Origin of the sequence: Pseudomonas koreensis (assembly GCF_012986595.1) — a bacterium.
Lineage (GTDB): Bacteria > Pseudomonadota > Gammaproteobacteria > Pseudomonadales > Pseudomonadaceae > Aquipseudomonas > Aquipseudomonas koreensis.
In genome coordinates this window covers 202,651-223,399 of record NZ_JAAQYM010000004.1, presented here as the reverse complement: position 1 = coordinate 223,399, position 20,749 = coordinate 202,651, and the positions used below count along the sequence as shown (strand labels likewise).

Annotated in this window: 22 protein-coding genes and 2 pseudogenes; 11 read left to right on the top strand and 13 right to left on the bottom strand. The window is 62.2% G+C overall.

Translation table 11 applies throughout. The features are described 5' to 3' along the window. The first annotated feature begins 175 nt into the window (after positions 1 to 175). Both HBN98_RS13995 and HBN98_RS13990 read left to right on the top strand, forming a co-directional pair. Positions 176 to 1,135: a nucleoside-specific channel-forming protein Tsx gene (locus HBN98_RS13995; protein ID WP_083366399.1), complete on the top strand. Its 960-nt coding sequence runs from the start codon at positions 176 to 178 to the stop codon at positions 1,133 to 1,135. 15 nt (positions 1,136 to 1,150) lie between these two features. Further along, entirely contained in the window at positions 1,151 to 2,173 is a 1,023-nt protein-coding gene (locus tag HBN98_RS13990; protein ID WP_083366400.1) for a purine-nucleoside phosphorylase, read from the top strand. Positions 2,174 to 2,295: 122 nt separating this feature from the next. Here HBN98_RS13990 and HBN98_RS13985 read toward each other — a convergent pair whose 3' ends face one another. The 3 genes from HBN98_RS13985 to HBN98_RS13975 form a co-directional block, all read right to left on the bottom strand. Beyond that, positions 2,296 to 3,252 carry a quinone oxidoreductase family protein gene (locus HBN98_RS13985; RefSeq protein ID WP_083366401.1) on the bottom strand — a complete coding sequence of 319 codons (957 nt, stop codon included), beginning with the start codon at positions 3,250 to 3,252 and terminating at the stop codon, positions 2,296 to 2,298. A gap of 31 nt (positions 3,253 to 3,283) precedes the next feature. After that, entirely contained in the window at positions 3,284 to 3,457 is a 174-nt protein-coding gene (locus HBN98_RS13980) for a DUF1427 family protein (RefSeq protein WP_083366402.1), read from the bottom strand. A gap of 187 nt (positions 3,458 to 3,644) precedes the next feature. Further along, complete coding sequence (locus tag HBN98_RS13975; RefSeq protein ID WP_083366403.1) at positions 3,645 to 4,430, bottom strand: AraC family transcriptional regulator; 786 nt, start codon at positions 4,428 to 4,430, stop codon at positions 3,645 to 3,647. Between the two features lie 137 nt (positions 4,431 to 4,567). Here HBN98_RS13975 and HBN98_RS13970 point away from each other — a divergent pair, with 137 nt between their 5' ends. Further along, positions 4,568 to 4,795: a DUF6555 family protein gene (locus HBN98_RS13970; RefSeq protein WP_003223528.1), complete on the top strand. Its 228-nt coding sequence runs from the start codon at positions 4,568 to 4,570 to the stop codon at positions 4,793 to 4,795. A 38-nt stretch (positions 4,796 to 4,833) separates the two neighbouring features. Beyond that, the gene (locus HBN98_RS13965) at positions 4,834 to 5,106 is read left to right on the top strand and encodes a hypothetical protein (protein ID WP_083366404.1); all 273 of its coding nucleotides are present in this window, start codon (positions 4,834 to 4,836) and stop codon (positions 5,104 to 5,106) included. A gap of 23 nt (positions 5,107 to 5,129) precedes the next feature. On the opposite strand, the gene HBN98_RS13960 is transcribed toward HBN98_RS13965, so the two are convergent. From HBN98_RS13960 to HBN98_RS13950, 3 genes are all read right to left on the bottom strand, one after another. Continuing rightward, positions 5,130 to 5,297: a metallothionein gene (locus tag HBN98_RS13960; RefSeq protein ID WP_082920300.1), complete on the bottom strand. Its 168-nt coding sequence runs from the start codon at positions 5,295 to 5,297 to the stop codon at positions 5,130 to 5,132. A 216-nt stretch (positions 5,298 to 5,513) separates the two neighbouring features. Then, the gene (locus HBN98_RS13955) at positions 5,514 to 5,969 is read right to left on the bottom strand and encodes a DMT family transporter (RefSeq protein ID WP_064586865.1); all 456 of its coding nucleotides are present in this window, start codon (positions 5,967 to 5,969) and stop codon (positions 5,514 to 5,516) included. A gap of 3 nt (positions 5,970 to 5,972) precedes the next feature. Further along, positions 5,973 to 6,458 (bottom strand): DMT family transporter, encoded by a 486-nt coding sequence (locus tag HBN98_RS13950; protein WP_083366405.1) that lies wholly within the window; start codon positions 6,456 to 6,458, stop codon positions 5,973 to 5,975. Positions 6,459 to 6,570: 112 nt separating this feature from the next. On the opposite strand from HBN98_RS13950, the gene HBN98_RS13945 reads away from it, so the two are divergent. Beyond that, positions 6,571 to 7,506: a LysR family transcriptional regulator gene (locus HBN98_RS13945; RefSeq protein ID WP_083366406.1), complete on the top strand. Its 936-nt coding sequence runs from the start codon at positions 6,571 to 6,573 to the stop codon at positions 7,504 to 7,506. A gap of 114 nt (positions 7,507 to 7,620) precedes the next feature. Here the strand turns inward: HBN98_RS13945 and HBN98_RS28275 are convergent, their stop codons facing one another. The 3 genes and pseudogenes from HBN98_RS28275 to HBN98_RS13935 all read right to left on the bottom strand — a co-directional run bounded on the left by HBN98_RS28275 (position 7,621) and on the right by HBN98_RS13935 (position 10,780). Continuing rightward, positions 7,621 to 8,376 carry a methyl-accepting chemotaxis protein gene (locus tag HBN98_RS28275; protein WP_371260415.1) on the bottom strand — a complete coding sequence of 252 codons (756 nt, stop codon included), beginning with the start codon at positions 8,374 to 8,376 and terminating at the stop codon, positions 7,621 to 7,623. A gap of 102 nt (positions 8,377 to 8,478) precedes the next feature. Beyond that, positions 8,479 to 9,303, bottom strand: a pseudogene (locus tag HBN98_RS28270) (cache domain-containing protein); the annotation flags it as partial. 160 nt (positions 9,304 to 9,463) lie between these two features. After that, on the bottom strand, positions 9,464 to 10,780 hold the full coding sequence (locus tag HBN98_RS13935) for a Na+/H+ antiporter family protein (protein ID WP_064586861.1): 1,317 nt from the start codon (positions 10,778 to 10,780) through the stop codon (positions 9,464 to 9,466). 266 nt (positions 10,781 to 11,046) lie between these two features. On the opposite strand from HBN98_RS13935, the pseudogene HBN98_RS28265 reads away from it, so the two are divergent. Further along, positions 11,047 to 12,519 (top strand): annotated as a pseudogene (locus HBN98_RS28265) (cache domain-containing protein); the annotation flags it as partial. 102 nt (positions 12,520 to 12,621) lie between these two features. Beyond that, positions 12,622 to 13,377, top strand: coding sequence for a methyl-accepting chemotaxis protein (locus HBN98_RS28260; protein ID WP_401275013.1), 756 nt, complete (start codon positions 12,622 to 12,624; stop codon positions 13,375 to 13,377). 112 nt (positions 13,378 to 13,489) lie between these two features. Here the strand turns inward: HBN98_RS28260 and HBN98_RS13925 are convergent, their stop codons facing one another. Genes HBN98_RS13925 through HBN98_RS13910 form a run of 4 tightly spaced genes read right to left on the bottom strand, consistent with a single transcriptional unit; the run spans position 13,490 to position 16,091 of the window. Further along, positions 13,490 to 14,803 (bottom strand): sensor histidine kinase, encoded by a 1,314-nt coding sequence (locus HBN98_RS13925; RefSeq protein WP_083366409.1) that lies wholly within the window; start codon positions 14,801 to 14,803, stop codon positions 13,490 to 13,492. Beyond that, on the bottom strand, positions 14,800 to 15,468 hold the full coding sequence (locus HBN98_RS13920; protein WP_083366410.1) for a response regulator transcription factor: 669 nt from the start codon (positions 15,466 to 15,468) through the stop codon (positions 14,800 to 14,802). Before HBN98_RS13920 ends, HBN98_RS13925 begins: the two co-directional genes overlap by 4 nt. Positions 15,469 to 15,471: 3 nt before the next feature. Next, on the bottom strand, positions 15,472 to 15,783 hold the full coding sequence (locus HBN98_RS13915; RefSeq protein WP_083366411.1) for a PepSY domain-containing protein: 312 nt from the start codon (positions 15,781 to 15,783) through the stop codon (positions 15,472 to 15,474). Next, positions 15,783 to 16,091 (bottom strand): PepSY domain-containing protein, encoded by a 309-nt coding sequence (locus HBN98_RS13910; RefSeq protein WP_083366412.1) that lies wholly within the window; start codon positions 16,089 to 16,091, stop codon positions 15,783 to 15,785. The genes HBN98_RS13915 and HBN98_RS13910 overlap by 1 nt, the downstream gene beginning before the upstream one ends. A 235-nt stretch (positions 16,092 to 16,326) precedes the next feature. On the opposite strand from HBN98_RS13910, the gene HBN98_RS13905 reads away from it, so the two are divergent. From HBN98_RS13905 to codA, 4 genes are all read left to right on the top strand, one after another. Then, on the top strand, positions 16,327 to 17,406 hold the full coding sequence (locus tag HBN98_RS13905; RefSeq protein ID WP_083366413.1) for a patatin-like phospholipase family protein: 1,080 nt from the start codon (positions 16,327 to 16,329) through the stop codon (positions 17,404 to 17,406). 95 nt (positions 17,407 to 17,501) lie between these two features. Continuing rightward, entirely contained in the window at positions 17,502 to 17,858 is a 357-nt protein-coding gene (gene queD / locus HBN98_RS13900) for a 6-carboxytetrahydropterin synthase QueD (RefSeq protein WP_003223505.1), read from the top strand. Between the two features lie 315 nt (positions 17,859 to 18,173). Further along, entirely contained in the window at positions 18,174 to 19,445 is a 1,272-nt protein-coding gene (gene codB / locus HBN98_RS13895) for a cytosine permease (protein ID WP_083366414.1), read from the top strand. A gap of 14 nt (positions 19,446 to 19,459) precedes the next feature. After that, entirely contained in the window at positions 19,460 to 20,707 is a 1,248-nt protein-coding gene (gene codA, locus HBN98_RS13890) for a cytosine deaminase (RefSeq protein WP_083366415.1), read from the top strand. The last annotated feature ends 42 nt before the right edge of the window (positions 20,708 to 20,749 follow it).

The window sequence follows — 20,749 nt, the reverse complement described above, 5'->3', positions numbered from 1 at the left end:
ATCTTTTGATCATGATCTTAAAGATCGCAGCTTGCCCCAGCGCCTGCAAAGGGCACCGGGGCAGACTTGGTACGCCTTGTGCAAACGTTTGCGACCTGCCTATAACGGCTTTTTCGTAACAAAACCGTACAGACCCGCAGAATCCGGGCCTCGATCCGCAAAAAAAGGACTTTGAATGCACGCCGCTTCCCCTCTTCGCGCCCCGTTTGCGCGCACGTTCGCTGTTTCCCTGCTACTGACCGCCGTTACCGGAGTTCTCAGCCACAGCGCTTTGGCGCAACCGGCGCTGCCCGAAGAATCGGCGCAAGGCGAAACCCTCAGCCCCGACGCCAGCCCGCCGAAACAAGGCGCCTACCTCTCGGACTGGTACAACCAGGACCTAACGCTGATCGGCAGCAAGGACATCAGTTTCGGTCCGCAACCGGCCGACGATATCTACCTGGAATACGAATACTTCGGGCGCAAGGGCCCTTTCGAGCTGTACGGCTACGTCGACATCCCGAAGATCTTCAACATCGGCAACAGCCACGACAAAGGCGTGTGGGACCACGGCTCGCCGGTGTTCATGGAGCACGAGCCGCGCATCTCCATCGACTACCTCGCCGGCCGCAGCCTGGCCATCGGCCCGTTCAAGGAATGGTACGTGGCGTTCGACTGGATCTACGATCACGGCAGCCGCAAGGAGAATCGCGCCAACACCCTGTACAGCGGTTTGGGCACCGACATCGACACCCATTCGCGGGTCAACCTGTCGGCCAACCTGTACGGGCGCTACCAGTGGGAAAACTACGGCGCGAGCAACGAGTATTCGTGGGACGGCTACCGCGCGCAGCTCAAGTACATCGTGCCCATCGACAAATTCAGCAACGGCGCCTCGCTGACCTACATCGGCTTCACCAACTTCGATTTCGGCTCGGACCTGCACAAGGACAACCCGGCACGCACCGCCAACGCCACGGTGGCGACCAACGTCTTGCTGTACTCGTTCACCCACCTGCGCTTCACCCTGGTCGGACGTTATTTCCACAACGGCGGCAACTGGGAGGACGGCAGCGAGCTGAACTTCGGCGACGGCAACTTCCGCGCACGTTCCAACGGTTGGGGTTACTACGCCGGCATCGGCTACCAGTTCTGAATTCAGGAGATTCTCATGCAAGCAATGACGCGTCTGACCCTGGCCGCTGCGGCCCTGCTCTCTTCCACCACCTGGGCGGCTGAAGCACCCATCCAGCCAAAAGTGCTGCTGATCACCATGTTCGCCCCCGAGGCGCAGAACTGGATCGAGCGCCTCGACCTCAAGCAGGAAATCCGCGTGCCGGGGCTGTCTGCCGAGTACCCGACGGTCCGCTGCAACGCGCAACAGGTGTGCCTGCTGACCACCGGCATGGGCCAGACCAACGCCGCGGCCTCGACCCTGGCACTGGCGCTGTCGCCGAAATTCGACCTGCGCAAAAGCTACTTCCTGATCGCCGGGATTGCCGGCATCAGCCCGAAACACGGGACCATCGGCACCGCTGCATGGGCGCACTATCTGGTCGAGTTCGGCACGCAATGGGAGCTGGATTCCCGTGACGCGCCGTCGAGTTGGCCGACCGGATACCTGGGCATCAACACCCAGGGCCCCAACGAAAAACCGCCGCTGGACTACAAGACCGAAGTCTTCGAACTCAACCCGAAACTGCAGGCCAAGGCCTTCGCCCTGAGCCACAAGGTCGAGCTGAGCGAGAGCAAGGAATCGGCGGCGTGGCGCCTGAAATACCCGTCAGCCCCGGCCAACCAGCCACCGGTGGTCACGCGCTGTGACACGCTGGCGGGCAACACCTGGTTCTCCGGCACACGCCTGAGCGAACGCGCCGAGGTCTGGACCAGACTGCTGACCGACAACAAGGGTGAATACTGCACCACGCAACAGGAAGACAACTCGACTTACGAGGCCTTGTTGCGCGCCAGTCGCGAAGGTCTGGTGGATGTGCAGCGTCTGGCGGTGGTGCGTGCCGGCTCCGACTTCGACCGCCCTGCGCCGGGCGGCAGCGAAGTGGACAACCTGCTGAAGTACGCCGATCAGGGCGGCTTCGTGCCGGCGCTGGAAAACCTCTATCGCGCAGGCAATCCGCTGGTGCAGGACATTCTGAAAAACTGGTCGGCGTGGGAAAACGGCGTGCCGCAGTCCTGAAACCTGCGCCAATCAATTGTAGGAGTGAGCCTGCTCGCGATGGCGGTTATTCAGCCGCCGAATTTGTCGACTGAATTGACGCCATCGCGAGCAGGCTCACTCCTACAGGGTTTGTGGCTGAGTCAGGGGATAAGGATGATCTTGTCGCCGCTGCCCTGATTCACCTCGGCATAACGCGCCAGGCCTTCAGCCAGCGGCACCTCCACCAAGCCCTGCGGCAATGGCAGCCGATCCTCATCGAAGAACCGCCCGAACTGCTCGAGCATTGCCGCACAGGCCTGCACGCCGTACAGCAGCGAATTGATCCCGACCACCGAACCGCCCTTGCGGTACAGCGCCAGCGCCGGCAACTGCACATGGCCGTCGACCGGTGCCGCGATGATCGCGATGCGGCCGAACGCTGCCAAAGCCGCCACCGAGGCGGGCAGCCAGAATCCGGTGGTGTCGAAGATCACATCGGCACCGCCGCTGTACACCGCGTGGACCTGGGCGCCGAGTTCTTCGGGCTTATCCAGTTGGATCGTCGGATAGCCCTGCACTTGCAAGTCCTTGACCTGCTCCGGTCGCCGCGCCGCCGCCAGTATCTGCGCCCCACGGACCTTGGCCAGTGCCAGTGCCGCCGTCGCCACTGCGCCGCCGCCGATCACCAGCAACCGGGTTTCAGCACTCACAAGACTGCGCTCCAGCGCATCCCACGCCGTGGTGTACGGCACGCCGAGGCTGGCGGCCTGGGCGAAACTCAGGTGCGACGGTTTGTGCGCCACGCCATTGGCCGGCAGCTTGACGAACTGCGCGTGCGAGCCATCGGCAAAAAAGCCCAGCTCCCGCCCGGTGCCCCAGACTTCCTGGCCGAGCAACGCCTGCGGGCCTTCAACCACCACGCCAGCAAAATCGCGCCCGGGAATCCGCGGCAACGTGGTGTAGGGGAAACGCCCGAGCACGTTCTTCACGTCGCTGGGGTTGAGGCCGGCCGCCTTGATCTCGACCAGCACCTCGTCGGCGCCGGGCACGGGAGTGGCGATGTCGACGAAACGCAGGGAAGACAGGTCGCCGGTTTGATCGAATTGCAGTGCTTTCATGAGGACATCCACCGAAGGAAAAAGGGAAAATTCACGAGAACCAACCGGCAACCAGCTGCCGGCCAAACGGCCACAACTGCTCACCCGCGAGCATACCGAGCAGCCCCACCAGGGCGATGGCCGGTGGCGCCGGTGAACGAAAATGCAGTGCGCCATAGAGCAGGCCGACGCCCAGTCCGATGGCCAGCGAAATCAGGTAGTTCATGGGGAAACTCCGCCGCTAAAAGGAATGGGCAGAGTCTAGGGAAAGGCTGCAAACGGTACCGGCCAAGGACTTCTGAATTTCGGCCAAGTCCCAGCATTGCGATCCCCTGTAGGAGCTGCCGCAGGCTGCGATCTTTTGATTTTGCTTTTTAGAAACAAGATCAAAAGATCGCAGCCTGCGGCAGCTCCTACAGGGTGTGCGTGGTGTTGAATTGTGAGGGGGCCACACCCAGTTCGCGGCGAAACATGTCACTGAAACTGCTCGGCGAATACCCCAGCTCCCGGGCGATCGCACTCACCGGTACGCCCTGAATCAACTCCGCCACCGCCGTCGCCAACTGCACCTGCCGCCGCCACTCGGCGAAGCCCATGCCGAGGCTGTCCTTGAACAACCGCGCCAGCGTGCGCACGCTGGCCCCGGCGTTTTCCGCGTGCTGCTCGAACGGAATGTCCAGCGACGGCGCGGCCATCACCGCCTGGCACAGGTTCATCAGGCGCCGGTCGGAATCGTCCGGCAGCGGGATCTTCAGTTGCGAGCGCCGGGCGCGCTTGAGTTCCAGCAGCGCCAGCCCGACCAAGGCGTCGTAATAAGCTTGGTCGCCACTGTCGCCCTGCTCCACCAGCCCGACGATCAACTCCCGCAGCAACCCGCCGACCTCGATCACCTGCACCGTCGCATCCAGCGTCGCCGCCAGCGCCGGGCGCAGGTAGATATTGCGCATCTGCAAATCCGAGACCACGCGAATCCCGTGCGGCACCCCGGGCGGCAACCACACCGCCCGCTGCGGCGGCACCACCAGCGCTTCATGCGGGGTCTCGACCCACATCACCCCGCTCATTGCGTACAGCAACTGACCCCAGACATGCTCGTGCGGCTCGATGAACAAACCACGCGGATAAGTGCGCGCCAGCGGCTGCACCGGCACATCGGTATCACTCAGATCGGGGGGCGCGGCGAGGGCCATGGCGAGCATTCATAGGGGGTTGGTGGAGCGGCCATGGTAACCAGTGCGCCGATGTGTCGCCAACGATAGATACCGTCGGACAATCCGAGTGAATTTTCCCGGCGCGCCGCGATCCTTCTAATACCACAGGGAGGATTACGGGCTTTATGAACAACGCAAAACTGTTTGTCATCGATTACACCCTTCACGGCACGCCGAAATCGTTCATTATCCGCTCGGACAAAATGGACAATGCCGAGGCGTGGCACTGGGCAAGCTGCGACGCAGGCGTGGGTCGTATCCCGCGCTTCGGCCGGGAAAAAGTGCAAAAGACCAGCAAACCGATGGCGGAGAAATTCGGCGTGGAAAACGTCACATGGCGACCCGCGAGCTAGACGCTGACCAGGTAACGGGGACTTTTCGGGGGATACACATGAGCAACCTCTTCAGCCAGGCGCATCTGGATTACGGCCTCGACACCCTGTTCGGCCGTATCACCAAGAGCGTGGACTGTCAGGTGGGTCTTGAGGCTGTCGAAGACGACCCTTATAGCTTCGCCCTGTGCATACCGGCGCCGTTACCGGAAGATCTGCACCAGGCGAAAACCGTGGTGGTGTGGGTGGAGGGTCGACGGTTGCAAGGCACGGTGCGGCATACCGAACGGCTGGATGATGAGAGCCTGAAACTGAAAGTGGAGCCTGATTAGGCTCCACTTTTTTATGCCCGCGATTATTTGGGTGGGCCGCAATGGCAGCCTTTGCTTGAGCACTTTTCACCGCTCTTGTGATGGTGCGCGCAGGCTTCGCAGCAGTAGTGTTTGCCGTGCACGGCGTAGGCGTGCTCGCCTTCTTTGATCGTGCATTTACAGTCGGGGCAATCGCATTTTCTATCGGGCATGGGGGCAGACTCCTTTGTTGGTGGTTGTCCGGGCTTTTGGGATAAGCCGTCAATACCAGTGTAGGAGCTGCCGAAGGGGCAAAAGATCAAAAGCCAAAGCAGAGCAAAAGATCGCAGCCTTCGGCAGCTCCTACGTGGGGGTTGGGTGCGGTCAGTCAGAGAGGGTCGACTCTTGGGCCGCCGTCGCTACCGCAGCAACGGATACGGCCCAAAAAATCAGTCAACAGAACGCGAACTACTGCGATACATAAAGACCAAGGCCAACCCCAGACAAACCATCGCCAACACCCGAGAAGACGACAGCTCGATCGCCGGATTCCCCAACCAGCCAAAGTTGTCGATCAGCATCCCCATCCCCAGTTGACCCACAATCACTGCCACCGTCGCCACCGCCGTCCCGACCACCGGTACCGCACCGACCATGACCATCATGTAAACCACGCCAAACAGCGCACCGCAGAGCTGCCACTTCGGTACATCCAGCAAACTCACCGCATGCGCCGGCTCAAAAAACAGAATCAACAATCCGGTCGTCACCGCCCCGACGAAAAACGTCAGCAAACTGCTGCGCAACACCCCGACGGTCTCGCCCAGACGTCCATTGATCGCCGCCTGCACACTCAACACCGCACCGGCCAACACCACCACTGCCAACAAAATAACCAGACTCATCACTCACCCCCGCGCAATCAAAACCAGTGCCACCACAATCAGCCCCAACGCCAGCCACCGCTCGGCATTGACCTTCTTGCGTGTTGCGCCAAACCAGCCGAAATGGTCGATCAGCACACTCTTGCCCACCTGCCCGGAGAGAATCGCGATCATCGTCATCGCAATCCCGATATGCGGCGTCGCCAGGGTCAGCACCACCACGTACATCGGCCCGAGGAAGCCGCCGATCAATTGCCAGCGTGGCAAGTCGGTCAGCGCCGGGCCCTTCTGCGGGCCGGCGAACAGCAACAGCAAAAACAGGATCGCCGAACCCACGCCGAAGATGCTCAAGGTCGCCCACAGGTGCCCGACCTGCACCCCCAATGGCCCGAGCAACCCCGCCTCCACCGACAACCCCATGCCGGCCAGAATCACCAGCGGCAGCAACAACAGGCGCAACCCCGGCTTGCTCACCGGCGCCGTCACACTTACCTCATCCAACGTCTGCATAACCAAAACCCGTAAAAGTAAACGATGGCGCGGATTATCGGCTGGCGCCGCTGTGCGATAAATGGGAGCATCCGGACAACACTTTTGCGTAACTCGCACAGCAGGAAGATTGATGCACGGGCTCAATGAACTGGGATTCAAGGCACTCAGGCTGTTTGTGGCGGTGCTCGACCACGGCAGTTTTTCCGAAGTCGCCCGCCGCGAGGGTGTGGCGCCCTCTTCGATTTCGCGGCAGATCCAGTTGATGGAGCAGGCGCTGAACCAGCAATTGCTCTACCGCCACACCCGCGCCGTCACCCCGACCGAGGCCGGACGCATGCTCGGCCACCACGCACGGCTGGTGCTGGTGCAACTGGAGGAGGCCGAACAGGCGTTGCAGGAACAGCAAAGCGAGCCCACCGGGCTGGTGCGGATCAACGCGCCGGTGGTGTTCGGCCAGCGGCATTTGACGCCGTGGCTCGGTCAGTTGTGCGCGCGCTATCCGAAGCTGCAACTGGACATCCAGCAGACCGACCATTACGTCGACCCGTTGCAGGAAGGCGCCGACCTGCTGTTTCGCATCGGCCCGCTGCACGATTCGAGCATGCAGGCGCGGATTCTCGCGCCGCATCGCTTTCAGGTCGCGGCCAGCCCGGCCTACCTGCAACGCCACGGCGTTCCGCAGCATCCCGACGAACTCGCGCAGCACCAGTGCCTGGCCTACAAAGGTGCGACCGGCCAGCAGCGCTGGTTCTTCCGTCAGGATCAGGGCGACTGGACGCCTTACTCGGTCAAAGGCCCGATCACCGGCAACCACGCCGACACCCTCACCCAGGCCGCCGAACAAGGCCTGGGGCTGGTGATGTTTCCGTCGTGGCTGATTGGTGAAGCGGTGCGTGAGGGCACGCTGGTGCCGGTGCTGCGCGAGTATCAGGTGTCGAACAGTCTGGAGCCGCAGCAGATTGCGGTGCTGTGGCCGGGGAGCCGGCGGCTTTCGGTGAAAGTGCGCACGGTGATTGATTTCTTCATCGAGTGCTTCGGCGAAGTGCCGTACTGGGACAGACCCTGAGTCCTACGCGCTCCCTGTAGGAGCTGCCGAAGGCTGCGATCTTTTGATCTTGCTTTTAAAAGATCAAAAGATCGCAGCCTTCGGCAACTCCTACACAGCGTTCTGCACTGGGTTTCAGATACGGAACTGGCCTACGAGTTTGCCCAACCGCTGCCCCAGTTCAGCCAGACTGCGCGAAGTCTGCGCGCCCAACTGAGTCTCATCCGCCACGCTGTCCACCGCCACTGCGATCTGGTGCACGCTGCGGTTGATCTCTTCGGCCACCGCCGTCTGCTCTTCCGCGGCACTGGCGATCTGCGCGTTCATCGAGTTGATGGTCGCGATCAATTCCGCCATGGCATCCAGCGACGCGCCGGCCTGATTGGCTTGCGCCGAGGTGCCATCGCCCGCCTCACTGGAGCGGCGCATCGCCTCGACCGCCGACTGGGTTCCCGCCTGCAAGCGATCGATCATGCCCTGGATTTCCTGGGTGCTGATCTGCGTACGGCTGGCCAGCGCCCGCACTTCATCGGCCACCACGGCAAAGCCGCGTCCGGCCTCACCGGCGCGTGCAGCTTCAATTGCTGCGTTCAGCGCCAGCAGGTTGGTCTGTTCGGCAATCGAGCGGATCACCCCGAGCACGCCGACAATCGACGACACGTCCTGCTGCAGGCTGTCGAGGGACACGCCGCTGCTGCGAATGTCATCCACCAGCGCATGAATCTGTTTGATGCTGCCGGCCACCACGCGCTTGGCGCTCTGGCCTTCTTCATCGGTCTGCTGCGCGGCAACCGCGGCGTTCTGCGCGCTCTTGGCGACTTCCTGGGCGGCTGCAGACATCTCGTTGATCGCCGTGGCGACCTGATCTGTCTCGTGGCGCTGACGCTCCATCGCCTGATCCGAGCGCTGAGCCTGATCCGAAACCTGGGTCACCAGGCCGGTCAGTTGTGTGGTCATCTCGGTGATCTGCCGCACCAGACCGTGAATCTTGTCGACGAACCGGTTGAACGAGCCGGCCAGTTCACCGAGCTCGTCCTGGCTGGTGATGTTCAGCCGGCGGGTCAGGTCGCCCTCGCCCGCCGCGATGTCGTCGAGGTTGGCTTTCATCAGAGTCAGCGGACGCAGAATGGTATTGGCCAGCAGCATGCCCGCTGCGGCGATGACCAGCAGCACCAGCACCGCCACGCCGACGATGCTGAGGATCACGCCTTGCATGCGTTCCTGCACTTGCGCTTCGACCAATGCAACCTGCGCTTCAATGCCGTCGAGGTTGACTGAGGTCCCCACCGCCATGTCCCACTTCGCCAGGTACTCGGTGTAGCCGAGTTTCGGTACCAGCACGTTGGCGTTGCCCGGCAGCGGCGAGCTGTATTGCAGATAGTGGGTGCCGTCCTTCGCCACGCTCACCAGGCCGCGGTTGACGTAGACGCCGTTGGGATCGCGGTTGTCCTTGAAGCTTTTGCCCACGCCTTCAGGGTCGTTGGCCTTGAACAGGCGCACGGTCTCGGAGTCGTAGCCGAAGAAGTAGCCGTCCTTGCCGTAGCGGATGCCCGACAGCAGCTTGATCGCCTGCGCCCGCGCCTCGTTGTCACCGGGGGCGGCCGCGTCGTACAGCGGCTTGATCGTGGTCATGGCCACGGCGACGTAGCTTTGCAGGGTGGCCTTGGCGTCGGCGAGCAGGCGTTCGCGGGTCTGCTCGACCTCGGTGTGCGCCTGTTGCTTGAGGATGAACAGCGTGGTCAGGCTGATGACCAGCGCAAAGAGCAACACCGGCAGGACCGCGAGGGACAGGACTTTGGCCTTGAGACTCAAGCGCATTGGGGGGCTCACTCTTTTGGTTTTATTGGCGTGGTTAAAGGCGTTAACGGCACGCGAAAGCAAAAGTTGAACCCAAAAAAGATCGCAGCCTTCGGCAGCTCCTACAGGGATTGGTGTAAGAGCTGCCGAAGGCTGCGATCTTTTGATCTTCAGCTTTTAATCAGAGGACCATCGCGGCCACCCAGCCGAACGCCAGCAGCGGCAGGTTGTAGTGCAGGAAGGTCGGGACCACGGTGTCCCAGATATGGTGGTGCTGGCCGTCGATGTTCAGACCGGAGGTCGGGCCGAGGGTCGAGTCCGAGGCCGGCGAGCCGGCGTCACCCAAGGCCCCGGCGGTGCCGACGATGCAGACGATCGCCAGCGGGCTGAAGCCCAGTTGCACGCACAGCGGCACGAAAATCGCCGCGAGAATCGGCACGGTGGAGAACGACGAACCGATGCCCATGGTCACCAGCAGCCCCACCAGCAACATCAGCAGCGCGCCGATCCCCTTGCTGTGATTGATCCACGAGGCCGACGATTCGACCAGGGTCTGCACTTCCCCGGTGGCCTTCATCACTTCGGCGAACCCGGACGCGGCGATCATGATGAAGCCGATCATCGCCATCATTTTCATGCCTTCGGTGAACAGATCATCGGTTTCGCGCCACTTGACGATGCCGGACGCCGAGAAGATCAGAAAGCCGACCAGCGCCCCGATAATCATCGAGTCCAGCAGCAATTGCACAATGAACGCCGCCGCAATCGCCACACCGGCGATCATCAGGCTCAGCGGGTTGTACTGCACCGCCACCTGCTCGACCTGCTCGATCTTCGCCAGGTCGTAGACACGCTTTTTGCGGTAACTGATGAACGCCATCGCCAGGCCGAACACCATGCCCAGCGCCGGAATGCCCATGGCGTGAGTGACGTTGATGCCACTGATGTCGACCCCACTGCGCGCAACGTTGGCCAGCAGGATTTCATTGAGGAAGATGTTGCCGAAGCCCACCGGCAGGAACATGTACGGGGTGATCAGGCCGAACGTCATGACGCAGGCGATCAGCCGGCGATCAAGTTGCAACTTGGTCAGCACGTATAACAGTGGCGGCACCAGCAGCGGAATGAACGCAATGTGGATCGGCAGGATGTTCTGCGAGGCAATCGCCACCACCCAGAGCAGGCCGATCAGCAGCCATTTGACGCTGCCACCGCCGGTCGCATGTTGCCGGTCGACCATCGCCAGCGCTTTGTCGGCCAGAGCATGGGCCAGGCCGGACTTGGCAATCGCCACCGCGAAAGCGCCGAGCAACGCGTAGGACAACGCCACGGTCGCGCCGCCGCCCAGGCCGCTGTTGAACGCCTTGAGCGTGGCGTCGATGCCCAGCCCACCGGTCAGGCCACCGACCAGCGCACCGACGATCAGGGCGATCACTACGTGCACACGGGACAGGCTGAGGATCAGCATGACGCCGACCGCAGCAATCACTGCATTCATTTCACTACCTCAAAAACACTGCGATGAACGATCACCGCCAGACAGGATGAGTCCGCCCACGGAGCACCGGCGGATTTGCAAAGAGGGTCTTATTAGAAGGGCGCGCACTGTGCCGCAGAGTGGCGGCGGTGTCAAAGCGAGCGGCTGAACTGAAATGTAACTGGCAATGGAGAACCCTGTGATGCGCAGGAGATCCCTGTGGCGAGGGAGCTTGCTCCCGCTCGGCTGCGCAGCAGTCGCAAACCCGGTAGACGCGTTATGCCTGAATGACCGCATTAGCAGGGTTTGGGGGCGCTACGCACCCCAGCGGGAGCAAGCTCCCTCGCCACAGGGGTCTGAATGTCACTCAGCTGCGGCAATCAGTCATATTGCGTTTGAACAATAAAGAAAGCCGAAACGCGGCCGTTACAGTGCAAAGTCTCAGATATTTATCGAATAAGGACGTCTCCATGTCGCTCAGACAACTTTCCATTCAATGGAAAATCACCCTGCTCGCCGGCCTTTGCCTGGCGGGCATCGTGACCCTGCTGGTGGGTCTTTCGCTGTACCGCATGGAGCACAGCTCCGAGCTGGTGAAGGCTTCGAGCATGGAGATGCTGACCGAGTCGGCCCAGGCGCGGATTGAATCGCAGGGCGAAGTGCAGGCTGCCGGCATTCGCCAGCAGTTCATGGACGCCTATCAATATGGCCACGGCTTCTCGCGTCAGGTGCTGTTTTTGCGTGAACAGGCGGAAAAGCGCTTCCTCGACGCCTTTGACCTGCGCGAAGACATGACCCGTCAGGTCAAGTCCGCGCTGCAGGCCAACCCGGAACTGCTCGGCCTGTCGCTGGTGTTCGAAGCCAACGCGCTGGACGGCAAGGATGAACTGTTCGCCGGTCAAGCTGAACTGGGCAGCAACGACAAGGGCCGTTTCGCCCTGTACTGGTCGCAGCCGACCCCGGGCAAGGTTACCTCGATGGCCCTGCCGGAAAGCGACATGGCCGACACCAGCACCGGCCCCAGTGGTCAGGCTGCCAACGCCTGGTTCACCTGCCCGCGCACCACGCTCAAACCGTGTGTGATCGAACCGTACTTTTATGTGATCGATGGCCAGAACGTGCTGATGACCAGCATCGTCTTCCCGCTGATGGTCAACGGCAAAGTCATCGCCTCGCTGTCGGTGGACATCAACCTCAACAGCCTGCAGGCGATCAGCCAGGGCGCGAGCAAGAAGCTCTATGACGGCCAGACCGCCGTGAGCATCATCAGCCCGGTCGGCCTGCTCGCCGGTTACAGCCCGGATGCCAGCAAACTGAGCAAGCGTCTGGATGCCGTGGACATCGTCAGTGGCGCCGAACTGCTGCGTCAGCTCGGTACCAGCAGCAGCGTCAGCAGCCTGCACAGCAACGGCCAGTTGAAAGTGCTGTCGCCGTTCCAGCCGATTCCGGGCGGGCCGTCGTGGGCGGTGTTGCTTGATGTGCCGGAAAAGGTTTTGGTGGAGCGCGCCGAAGCACTCAAGCAACAACTGGATGCGAGCAATAATTCCGGCACCCTGATCGAACTGAGCCTCGGCGTGCTCGCAGCCCTGGTCGGCCTGCTGCTGGTGTGGCTGATGGCGCGCAGCGTGACCAGACCGATCCTCGGCGTGGCCAACATGCTCGAAGACATTGCCAGTGGCGAAGGCGATCTGACCCGCCGCCTGGCCTACGACAAGCAGGATGAACTGGGTCAGTTGGCCGGTTGGTTCAACAAGTTTCTCGACAAGTTGCAGCCGATCATTGCCGAAGTGAAACGCTCGGTGCAGGACGCGCGCAACACCGCCGACCAGTCTTCGGCCATTGCCACCCAGACCAGCGCCGGCATGGAGCAGCAATACCGTCAGGTCGATCAAGTCGCCACCGCGTCCCACGAGATGAGTGCCACCGCCCAGGACGTCGCCCGTAGCGCTGCGCAAGCGGCGGAAGCGGCCAAGGACGCCGATCGCGCCACCCGTCAGGGCCTGACCGTGATCGACCGCACCACCGCGAGCATCGACGCCCTCGCCGCCGACATGAACGCGGCGATGGTCCAGGTCGAAGGCCTGGCCGCCAACAGCGAGAAGATCGGCACCGTGCTGGAAACCATCCGCGCCATCGCCGAACAGACCAACCTGCTGGCGCTCAATGCCGCGATTGAAGCGGCGCGTGCCGGTGAAGCCGGTCGCGGTTTTGCCGTGGTTGCCGACGAAGTGCGCAACCTCGCCCGCCGTACCCAAGAGTCGGTGGAAGAAACCCGTCAGGTGATCGAACAATTGCAGACCGGTACCCAGGACGTGGTCGGTTCGATGGGCAACAGCCATCGTCAGGCTCAGGGCAGTGTCGAGCAGGTCGGGCAAGCGGTGACCGCACTGCGCCAGATCGGCGATGCGGTGACGGTGATCAGCGACATGAACCTGCAGATCGCCAGTGCAGCGGAAGAACAGAGCGCGGTGGCCGAGGAGATCAACAACAACGTGGCGACCATTCGTGACGTGACCGAATCGCTGTCCGGGCAGGCCAATGAGTCGGCGCGGGTGAGCCAGTCGCTGAACAGCCTGGCGAATCAGCAGCAGAGTTTGATGGATCAGTTCCGGGTCTGACAGCTCCCCGCTATTTCACTGTAGGAGCTGCCGCAGGCTGCGATCTTTTTTGATCTTGTTTTTTAAAAATCCAAAGTCAAAAGATCGCAGCCTGCGGCAGCTCCTACTGGGATTAGCGGCGTGGCAACTCGATCACCACCTTCAACCCGCCCCACTCGCTCTCGCCCAACACCAGCAACCCACCCCACGTTTCGACGATATCCCGGACAATCCCCAGCCCCAAACCATGCCCGTGAGTCTGTTCATCCAGCCGCGTGCCCCGGCTGAACACCTGAGCACGCTGCTCTGCGGGAATCCCCGGGCCGTCATCCTCCACGCTGAAGGCAAAACCATCGCTGCGCTCGATCACACTCAGGCGCACCTCGGCGTCCGCCCATTTGCAGGCGTTGTCCAGCAGGTTGCCGAGCAGCTCCAGCAGGTCCTCACGATCCCACGGCAATTGCAGCCCCGACGGCGCGACGTAGCTCAACTGCAGATGCTCGCCATGGATCATGTTCAGCGTCGCCAGCAGGCCCGGCAGTTCCGCGTCACAGTCGAACAGCGCACCGGGCAGCGCATCACCGGACAGGCGCGCGCGGTTCAGTTCGCGATTGAGCCGCTGCTGCACCTGTTCCAGTTGTTCCTTGAGGATCTTGCGCAACTCGGGATGGCCATCAAGTTTTTCGCTCGACGCCAGGCTCAACAGCACCGCCAGCGGTGTTTTCAAGGCATGGCCCAGATTGCCCAGCGCATTGCGTGAGCGCTTGAGGCTGTCTTCGGTGTGGGCGAGCAAATGGTTGATCTGCGCCACCAGCGGCTCCAGCTCCACCGGCACCTGATCGTCCAGTTGTGAACGCTGGCCTTGCTGCAACTGCGCGATCTGCTCGCGGGCGCGTTCCAGCGGCTTCAAGGCGCGGCGCACGGTGATGCGTTGCAGCAGCAGAATCAGCAGCAAACCCGCCAGCCCCAGACCGAGGCCGATCTGACGCATGCGCTGGAAGCTCTCGCGCACCGGGGTGTAATCCTGAGCAACGCTGATCGAGATCGACTGCCCCAGCCGTCGATAGTCCGAGCGCAATACCAGCAACTGCTGGCCGTCCGGCCCCAGTTGCAGGTTGCTGTGCAGGCCGGGATGTTCGAGCAGCGGCAAATCCTGATCCCACAGCGAACGCGAACGCCAGTGGCTGTCGGCAAAATCGATGCGGAAGTAATGCCCGGAAAACGGTCGCTGATAGGCCGGCGACAGGTGCCGCTCATCCAGTTGCAAACCTTGCGGGCCACGCACCAACGCGACCAGCAGGCTTTCGCTGTCGTTGCGCAGGCCGGCTTCGAGGTAACGCTGCAACCCGACTTCGAACAACCACAGGCTGGTTTGCGCCAGCACCAGGCCGACGATCACCATCACGCTGATCAACCCCAGGCTCAAGCGGCGCTGGATCGACCTCACGAAGCTTGCCCGCCGAACAGGTAACCCTGGCCGCGACGGGTTTCGATCACGGCTTTGCCCAGCTTGCGCCGAAGGTGATTGACGTGGACTTCGAGGACGTTGGAATCACGCTCGGTCTCGCCGTCGTAGAGGTGTTCGGCGAGGTGGGTTTTCGACAGGATCTGCTCCGGGTGCAGCATGAAATAGCGCAGCAGGCGGAATTCGGCGGCGGTCAGTTGAATCTCGCTGCCGTCGCGCATCACGCACTGGCGACCCTCATCCAGATGCAGGCCCGCTGCCTTGAGCGTCGGCTGATTGGCCTGGCCCTTGGAGCGGCGCAACAGCGACTGCACGCGCAGGTGCAGCTCTTCGGGGTGAAACGGTTTGGTCAGGTAATCGTCGGCACCGGCCTTCAAGCCCTCGATGCGCTCGGCCCAGGAGTCACGGGCGGTAAGGATCAGCACCGGGGTCGCCAGGCCTGCGGCGCGCCACTGCGCCAGCACTTCCAGCCCGGGCACACCGGGCAGGCCGAGGTCGAGGATGATCAGGTCATAGGGCTCGCTGCTGCCCTGATAGACCGCATCGCGGCCGTCCGCCAGCCAATCCACCGCATAGCCTTGGCGTTGCAGGCCGGCGAGCAGTTCGTCGGCCAGCGGCACATGGTCTTCCACCAGAAGCAAACGCATCGGTCAATCTTCCTTGTCTTTCACGAGTTCGCCGGTATCGGCCTTCAGGTGCAGCTCCCGGGCGACACCCTCGACGGTCAGCAACTCGACTTCATAAATATAAACGTCGTGTTTTTCTTCCAGCTCGACTTCCAGCAGTTTTGCGCCGGGATAACGGTCCATCGCCTGCTGCAGCACTTGCTCGAGCGGCAGGATCACGCCCTGCTTGCGCAGATCGAGTGCTTCGTCCGGACCCAGGTCGCGGGCCATGGCCGTCGAACAACACATCACCAGCGCCAACGCCGTACTACGGCTGGCGCGAACATTAACCTTCATTACGTATCCTGATGATCCTTGAGAACTTGCCCCGTCACGGCGTCCAATTCCAGATCCCACTCCAGCCCTTGCGGGTCACGCATTTCGATCTGGTAGATGTACTTGCCGTACTGCTCTTCCAGCTCGGTATCGGTGATGGTCGAACCCGGGTGTTTGGCCAGTGCCGTGGCGTTGAGCTTCTCGAAGGAGACGATAGTACCAGCGTCGCGCAGGCGCAGGGCTTCATCGGGGCCGAGATCGCGGGCGTGGGCGAGGCTGGCGGTCAGGCCGATGATCGCGGCAATGGACAGGGCAGTCAGGGTTTTCATGGTGTCTCCGTATTTTTATGTATTGCTTTACGGTGGGCACCTTAGCGGGATGAACTTAACTGAAACTGAATTGCCATCATTGCTCCAGCGCAACACTCTTCCCCTGTAGGAGCTGCCGCAGGCTCGATCTTCTGGCCTTATAAAACAAGATTAAAAGATCGCAGCCTGCGGCAGCTCCTACAGGGATCGGTAACATGTGCTTATAATTGTTCGCTTGCTAACGATCGAGACCGGTATGACCGCCATCCACATCAAGTTTCCCGCCCTCACCCTCAAGGCCGGCCCTCGGGCCATGGCGCGCATTCGTGCCCAAGGCCTGCACGCCGCTGACGTCGGCACCCTGCCCGGGGCGGCCGGTGGGCCGAAAGCGCTGGGGATTCAGGGGCTGGATCTGGCGTTGTTCGGCGAATGGCTGCCGAGCGCGCCGCGTGAGCGTTCGCTGATCGGCGCCTCGGTTGGCTCCTGGCGCTTCGCCAGTGCCTGCCTGCCGGATGCCGCCGAAGGCATCCGCCGACTCGGCCAGTTGTACGCCGAGCAGAACTTCAACAAGGGCGTGACCATGGCCGAGATCAGCCAGAGCTCGCAACGCATGCTCAATGACCTGCTCGACGGCCGCGACGCCAGCATCCTCAACAACGCCAACTATCGCCTGAACATCATGGTGGTCAAAAGCCACGGCCGCCTGGCCGACGACCACCGCGGTCGCCTCGGCCTGGCACTGGGTTCGGTGATCGCCGATAACCTGCGCGGCCGCGCGCGGCTGTCGCGGCACTTCGAACGCCTGATCATTCACGACCCGCGCCTCGCCCCGCCGCTCAATGCGCTGAATGACTTCCCGTCGCGTTTCGTCGCCCTCAATGCCGGCAACCTGCGTCAGGCGCTGCTGGCGTCCGGTTCGATCCCGATGGTCATGGAAGGCGTGCGCGACCTGCCGGGCGCCGGTGCTGGCACCTTCCGCGATGGCGGTCTGCTCGACTATCACCTCGACCTGCCCTACAGCGGCGACGGCATCGTGCTCTATCCGCACTTCACCGACCGGGTGATTCCCGGCTGGTTCGACAAGACCCTGCCTTGGCGCCGCGCCTCGGTCGAGCGTTTGCAGGACGTGCTGTTACTCGCGCCGTCCAAGGAATACCTGGCGCGCCTGCCCTACGGCAAACTGCCGGACCGTAACGATTTCAAACGCTTCATGGGCGATGCGCCGAGCCGGCAGAAATACTGGCACGCGGCGATGGACGAGAGCCGCCGACTGGGCGACGAGTTTCTCGAACTGACCACCAACGGTCGCCTCGCCGAGCGCTTGCTGACCCTTTAGTCAGTGTTTTCCCGCATCGCCAAACACAAGCTGGTAAACTCGCCGCCTGCCCGAATCGCTGCGGCGAACGCCACCTGAACAGAGCCGAAAATACTGTGGAAATCTTCAAGGAATTTACTTTCGAATCCGCCCACCGCCTGCCGCACGTACCGGACGGCCACAAGTGCGGACGCCTGCACGGTCACTCGTTCAAAGTGGCGATTCACCTGAGCGGCGACCTCGATCCGCACACCGGCTGGATCCGCGATTTCTCCGAGATCAAGGCGATCTTCAAGCCGCTGTACGAGCGTCTGGACCACAACTACCTGAACGACATTCCCGGCCTGGAAAACCCGACCAGCGAAGTCCTGGCCAAATTCATCTGGAATGAAATGAAGCCACTGCTGCCGGAACTCAGCGCGATCCGCATTCACGAAACCTGCACCAGCGGCTGCATCTATCGCGGTGAGTAACTCAGCACCAATTCCCTTGTAGGAGCTGCCGAAGGCTGCGATCTTTTGATCTTGCTTTTTAAGATCAAAATCAAAAGATCGCAGCCTGCGGCAGCTCCTACAGGAAATGGTGTTTGGTCAGGAAAATAAAGAACAGCCTTTGCGGCTGTTTTTTTATGCCCGACTTTTTGGGCTCCCATATGGGGCTTGGATGCATTCCGATGCACCGCTTTCGAGCCATCGCTGACAACTCGTCTATACATAGTCCCCATAACCGGCATTTGGCACGACCACTGCAACCGCCCCCGCGTCCTCCCCTTCAGCAAGGAACGCCTCATGACGCAGAACGATCCCGGCAACGACTACCCCCTCAGCGAAGTCCCGATGCACGCGCGCAAAGGCCTGGCCTCGACCGCCATGGTGTTGCTCGGTTTCACGTTTTTCACCGCGACCATGTTTGCCGGCGGCAAGCTCGGTGTGGCCTTCAGTTTCGGCGAGATGATGGCGGTGATCATCGTCGGTAATCTGCTGCTCGGTCTGTATGCGGCGGGGCTGGGTTATATCGCCTTCAAGAGCGGGCTCAATTCGGTGCTGATGGGGCGATTCTGCTTCGGTGAGGTCGGCAGCAAACTCAGCGACCTGATCCTCGGTTTCACCCAGATCGGCTGGTACGCCTGGGGTACCGCGACCGCCGCGGTGGTGCTCGGCAAATACTTCGATCTCGATGAGGGCACCGTGCTCGGTTTGATGGTGCTGTTCGGCCTGGTGTTCTGCGCCACGGCGTACGTCGGTTATCGCGGCCTGGAGATCCTGTCGTACATCGCGGTGCCGGCGATGATGTTGCTGCTGATGCTGTCGATGTGGGTCGCCACGGTGAAAGTCGGCGGCCTCGAAGGGTTGCTCAGCGTGGTGCCGACAGGATCACTGGACTGGTCGACCGCCATCACTCTGGTGTTCGGCACCTTCGTCAGCGGCGCGACCCAGGCCACCAACTGGACACGCTTCTCGCGTTCGGCGCGGGTGGCGGTGCTGGCCAGCCTGATCGGCTTCTTCGTCGGCAATGGCCTGATGGTGCTGATCGGCGCCTACGGTGCGATCGTCTATCAGCAGCCGGACGTGGTGGAAGTGTTGCTGCTGCAAGGCTTCGCCATGGCCGCGATGGCGATGCTGTTGCTGAATATCTGGAGCACCCAGGACAACACCATCTACAACTTCGCCGTCGCCGGCTGCAACCTGCTGCGCACCGGGCGGCGCAAGACCGTGACCCTGGCGGGCGCGGTGATCGGCACCCTGCTCGCCCTGCTGGGCATGTACGACATGCTGGTGCCGTACCTGATTCTGCTGGGCACGGTGATTCCGCCGATTGGCGGGGTGATCATGGCTGACTTTTTCTTCCGCTGGCGCGGGCGCTATCCGCGTCTTGCCGACGCGCGGCTGCCAGCGTTCAACTGGCCGGGACTGGGGGCTTACGCGGTCGGCACGCTCGCTGCGTTCCACTCGCCGTGGGTCGCGCCGCTGGTAGGGATTGCCGCCGCCGCGCTAACGTATGTCATCGTCACCGGCCTGCTCGGCGCCCGCCGCGCCACCGTGCCACTACACGACCTATAAGAAGGATTCGCCTGATGCACATCATCAACGCGCGACTGCGCAACCAGGAAGGTTTACACGAACTGCACCTGGAAGACGGCCTGATCCGCAGCATCGGCCGCCAGACCGAAGCCCCGTCCCTCCACCCCGGCGACCTCGATGCCGGCGGCAATCTGGTGGTGCCGCCCTTCGTCGAACCGCACATCCACCTCGACGCCACCCTCACCGCCGGCGAGCCGCGCTGGAACATGAGCGGCACGCTGTTCGAGGGCATCGAATGCTGGGGCGAGCGCAAGGTCACCATCACCGAAGAAGACACCAGGACCCGCGCCAAAAAAACCATTCAGGCACTGGCCGCCCATGGCATCCAGCACGTGCGCACCCACGTCGACGTCACCGACCCGCAGCTCACTGCGCTCAAGGCGATGCTCGAAGTGCGCGAACAGAGCCGGCACCTGATCGACCTGCAAATCGTCGCGTTCCCGCAGGAAGGCATCGAGTCGTTCCGCAACGGTCGCGAGCTGATGGAAGAAGCGATTCGCATGGGCGCCGATGTGGTCGGCGGCATTCCGCATTTCGAGTACACCCGCGATCAGGGCGTGAGTTCGGTGAAGTTTCTGATGGACCTGGCCGAACGCACCGGTTGCCTGGTGGACGTGCACTGTGACGAAACCGACGACCCGCATTCGCGCTTCCTAGAAGTGCTCGCCGAAGAAGCGCGCAGCCGCGACATGGGCGCACGGGTCACCGCCAGCCACACCACGGCGATGGGCTCTTACGACAACGCCTACTGCGCCAAGCTGTTCCGCCTGCTCGGGCATTCCGGGATCAGTTTTGTCTCCTGCCCGACCGAAAGCATCCACCTGCAGGGGCGCTTCGACAACTTCCCCAAACGCCGTGGCGTGACCCGGGTCAACGAGCTGCTCGAAGCCGGAATGAACGTGTGCTTCGGCCAGGATTCCATCGTCGATCCGTGGTATCCGCTGGGCAACGGCAACATCCTGCGCGTGCTGGAGGCCGGGCTGCACATCTGCCACATGCTCGGTTACCGCAACCTGCAGAATGCACTCGACCTGGTCACCGACAACAGCGCCAGGGCCATGCACCTGGGCGAGCGCTATGGCCTGGAGCCGGGCCGCCCGGCCAACCTGCTGATTCTGTCGGCGGACAGCGATTACGAAGTGATCCGCAGCCAGGGTCTGCCGCTGTATTCGATTCGCGGCGGCAAGGTGCTGATGAAGCGGCAGATGCCGGTGGTGGAGTTCAGTACAGATGTGAGCTGATTCGACTGGCCCCTTCGCGAGCAGGCTCGCTCCCACCTTGGT